This is a genomic window from Phytoactinopolyspora endophytica, assembly GCF_004138495.1.
Classification (GTDB): Bacteria; Actinomycetota; Actinomycetes; order Jiangellales; family Jiangellaceae; genus Phytoactinopolyspora; species Phytoactinopolyspora endophytica.
This window is the reverse complement of sequence record NZ_ML142868.1, coordinates 52,585-56,485: the sequence shown is the minus strand read 5'-3', so window position 1 is coordinate 56,485 and position 3,901 is coordinate 52,585. Positions and strand designations below refer to the sequence as shown.

General features: G+C 68.5%; 4 protein-coding genes. 3 read left to right on the top strand and 1 reads right to left on the bottom strand.

Features of this window, described 5'->3' with window-relative positions:
• Positions 1 to 327: hypothetical protein (locus ELR45_RS35950; protein WP_165368186.1), on the top strand; the 327-nt coding region annotated here is incomplete at its 5' end.
• 80 nt (positions 328 to 407) lie between these two features.
• Here the strand turns inward: ELR45_RS35950 and ELR45_RS28555 are convergent.
• Positions 408 to 1,283 carry a fumarylacetoacetate hydrolase family protein gene (locus ELR45_RS28555; RefSeq protein WP_205857450.1) on the bottom strand — a complete coding sequence of 292 codons (876 nt, stop codon included), beginning with the start codon at positions 1,281 to 1,283 and terminating at the stop codon, positions 408 to 410.
• 188 nt (positions 1,284 to 1,471) lie between these two features.
• Between ELR45_RS28555 and ELR45_RS28550 the strand changes: the two genes are divergently transcribed.
• Entirely contained in the window at positions 1,472 to 2,776 is a 1,305-nt protein-coding gene (locus tag ELR45_RS28550; protein WP_129669338.1) for an aspartate aminotransferase family protein, read from the top strand.
• Between the two features lie 76 nt (positions 2,777 to 2,852).
• A partial coding sequence (locus tag ELR45_RS28545; protein ID WP_205857449.1) for a DegT/DnrJ/EryC1/StrS family aminotransferase occupies positions 2,853 to 3,901 on the top strand: 1,049 nt, incomplete at its 3' end.

Here is a 3,901-nt window from a genome sequence, read left to right as displayed (position 1 = left end):
GACCCCAACGGCATCGCACACCAATCCGACCCACCCACCACCGCCACCGAAACCATCCACCACATCCTCAACGAACAAGCCAACGACGACACCACACAACCCCGAGCCGGCCCCCAGAACACAGACAACAGCAACACCGAACAGACCGATCGCCGAAACACTGAACAGCCCAACGACGACGGTGAGAGTCATAGTGGTAGCCGCACCTGTGAGCACACCGACGGCTACGATGTCCATCCGGACGGTGGCTACGGTAACGATCCGATCGGTGGCACGCGTGAAGCCGAGGACCGTGGCGAAGCCCATGGTCAAGCCGACGCTGCGTGACATCGGTGTGTACGGGCTGGCCAGCGGGTTTGTGAGCCCAACCACCCGAACCGAGCCGCTCTAGATGATCCGGGCGCGGATCACACCGGGTCGGCGAAGTTGACGCGGTTCGATAGTGTGCCCAGGCCGGTGATGGCCGCATGCATCACGTCGCCGTCGGCGACCGGCGCGATCCCCGCGGTCGTGCCGGTCGCGATGACGTCGCCCGGCTCCAGCGTCATGCCGTCGGTCAGGTCCTCGATCAGCTGAGGGATGTCGAAGACCATCTGCGACGTGCTCGCCTGCTGCCGGATCTGACCGTCGATGGTCAGGGTCATCTCCAGCCGGCCGGGGTCGGGCACGGCGTCCGCGGTGACCAGGTACGGACCGAGCGGGGCGAAGCCGTCGAACCCCTTGGACTGGTCCCACGGGACGTTGCGCTCATGGTTGATCAGTTGCAGGTCGCGTGCGGTCAGATCGTTGACGATGGTGTAGCCCGCGACCACGCTGCGCCACTCACCGGCCGGCACGTTTCGGCAGCGGGTACCGATCACGACGGCCAGCTCGACCTCGTGCTCGACGTGCTTGGTCCGGGCAGGCGGCCGGATCTCACCCAGGTGACCGGTCAGCGCCGACGGCGGCTTGAAGAACAGGACCGGGTCCGGCGGCACCTCGAGGCCGCTCTCCTCGGCGTGGGCGCGATAGTTCAGGGCCATGCAGCAGACCTTGCTGCACCGGGCGACCGGAGGCTCGAAGATGACGGACTTCTCGGCCAGGAGGTCCTCTGGCCGCGCCTCGGCACCTGCGGTACGGATGAGGTCGGCCGCTCCGTCCTGGCCGTAGCGCTCGAGCAAGGCGAGCGGATCGGCGCCGATGCCAGAGGCCGGCCGTCGTAGCGACACCAGGCCGAGCTCGGAGTCCCAGGCGGCAAGCTCTACCGGCTCGCCAGGAGACCTTCTGATGCGTCCCAGGTGCACGTGAATCCCTTCTCTCGACGTGGCGCTGCGACATGGCCCAGCTCAGCATGCCGGGATGGCGCGGACAAGAACGCGCCGATGCGGTCAGTGCACGGTTGATGCGCTGTTGGTTGACGCGCGCGGTGATCGCCCGCCTAGTGTGCCGTAAGGGAAGGCGCGCCAAGGGTGGATGAGGTTGGAGGGCAGGAGTGGCTCGGAATCAGGAGCACAGCGACGCGATGTATGCGCGTGCCCGTGAGGTGATCGCCGGCGGGGTCTCGAGCGACGCGCGGCGCCTGCCCGGAACCCCGATCTACGTCGACCATGCCAGCGGGAGCCGGCTGTGGGACGTCGATGGCAACGGCTACATCGACTACGTGCTCGGCCAAGGGCCGGCCATCCTGGGCCACAGCCCAGATGTGCTGGCGGAGGCGGTGTCGGCGCAGATGCGACGGGGAGTGACGTACTCGGCACAGCACCTGGCCGAGATCGAGGTGGCCGAGCGGATGCGTTCGATGGTGCCGTGCGCGGAGCTGATCCGGTTCAACTCGGTCGGATCCGAAGCCGCCCACGCGGCCATCCGGCTGGCCCGAGGGCATACCGGCCGGGCCAAGATCCTCAAGTTCGAGGGCCATTACCACGGCTGGTTCGACCCAGTGCTGTTCAGCGTGCACCCGCCGCTCGACCAGGCGGGTCCGGCTGACCACCCGGTGCTGGTGCCGGGATCCGGCGGCCAGCAACAGAACCAGGCGGCTGACCTGGTGCTGGCGCCGTGGAACGACCTGCAGGCGTTCACCGACGCGGTCGCGCGGCATCGAGGCGAGATCGCGGCCGTCGTCATGGAGCCGGTGCTGTGCAACTCGGGAGCCATCACGCCGGACGACGCCTATCTGGCCGCCGTACGCCAGATCTGCGACGACGAGGGCATCCTGCTGATCTTCGACGAGGTGATCACCGGCTTCCGGCTGGCCCCGGGCGGTGCCCAGGAGCGGCTGGGTATCACGCCGGACATCGGCGTCTTCGGGAAGGCCATGGCGGGAGGGATGCAGGTGTCCGCGCTGGCCGGTAAAGCCGAGGTGATGGAATCGATCGCTTCCGGCAAGGTCTCGCACGCCGGTACCTTCAACTCGCACCCCGTCGCGATGGCCGGCGCCCGCGCCGTCCTCGAGGTGCTCGACGAGAAACGCGAGGACATCTACCCGGAGATGGAGCGGCGCGGCCGGCGGCTGATGAACGGGATAGCGGCGATCGCGTCCCGCCTCGGCGTCCCGATGCTCGTGCAGGGCACAGGGCACCTGTTCCAGATCTACCTGACCGACGCGGCGGACGTTCGCGACTACCGCGAGTTCGCGACGACGGACCGCTCAACGATGACGCGGCTGCACGGGTTGTTGCTGGATGAGGGGATCAACATGGTCCCGCGTGGTCTGTGGTTCCTGTCCTCGGCGCACACCGACGCCGACGTCGACCAGACCCTGACGGCGTTCGAGACCGCACTCGCCCGACTCCGGTGATCATCAACGGTCGGACCGGCCGTGGTGCGGCCAGCGGTTGATGATCATGGGAACACATGACGTGGAGGAGGCACCGATGGACGTGACGACCGAGGCGCTCGCCATCGACGGCGGGACGCCTGCGTTCAGCCCTGGTGAGGCCTTTCCCGGCTGGCCGGACCACGGCGACGACGAGGAGCGTGCCGTGCTCGAGGTGCTCAGATCCGGGAAATGGGGCAGCACCCACGGAGACGTCGTCGCCACGTTCGAGCGTGAGTTCGCCGAGTATCAGCAGGCGGCGCACGCGACATGTCTGGTGAACGGCACGTTGGCGATCGTCGCCGCGCTCCGCGCCACGGGCGTGGGCATCGGAGACGAGGTGATCGTGCCGCCGTACACGTTCATCGCAACCGCCTCCGCGGCCCTCTTGATCTCAGCGGTGCCGGTCTTCGCGGACATCGACCCATCGACGCACCTGCTGGACCCGGAGGCGGTCCAGGCGGCCATCACACCGCGCACCAAGGCGATCGTCGTCGTGCACCTCGCCGGCCGCCCGGCAGACATGGACGCGCTCACCGCGATCGCCGAACGGCATGGCGTCGCGCTCGTGGAGGACGCGGCCCAGGCGCACGGCGCCGCGTACAAGGGCCGCCGGGTCGGCGCGATCGGTGATGTCGGTACGTTCAGCTTCCAGAGCAGCAAGAACATGACCTCCGGCGAGGGCGGCGCGGTCGTCACCGACGACGAGCGGACGGCCGCCGCGCTGTACTCGCTGGTCAACGTCGGCCGGGTGCCCGGTGGTGGCTGGTATCAACACGCGGACGTGGGCTACAACCTGCGGCTGACGGAGTTTCAGGCCGCCATCCTGCGGGCGCAGCTGGTCCGGCACCCGGCGCGGCAACAGGTGCGCGAGCGCAACGCCATGTTGCTTGCCGGGCTTCTCAGCGATGTGGAGGGCGTCGAGCTGGCTCCGCCGGATCCGGCGGTGACGGCGCACGGGCGGCACCTGTTCATATTTCGGGCCCCTGCCCTCGCAGCGGCCGGCACGCGCGATGCCGCGGTGCGCGCGCTCGCCGCCGAAGGGCTGACCGGTGCGTCGACGGGCTACGTCCCGCTGCATCGCAACGTTGCGCTGATGCGCGAGAC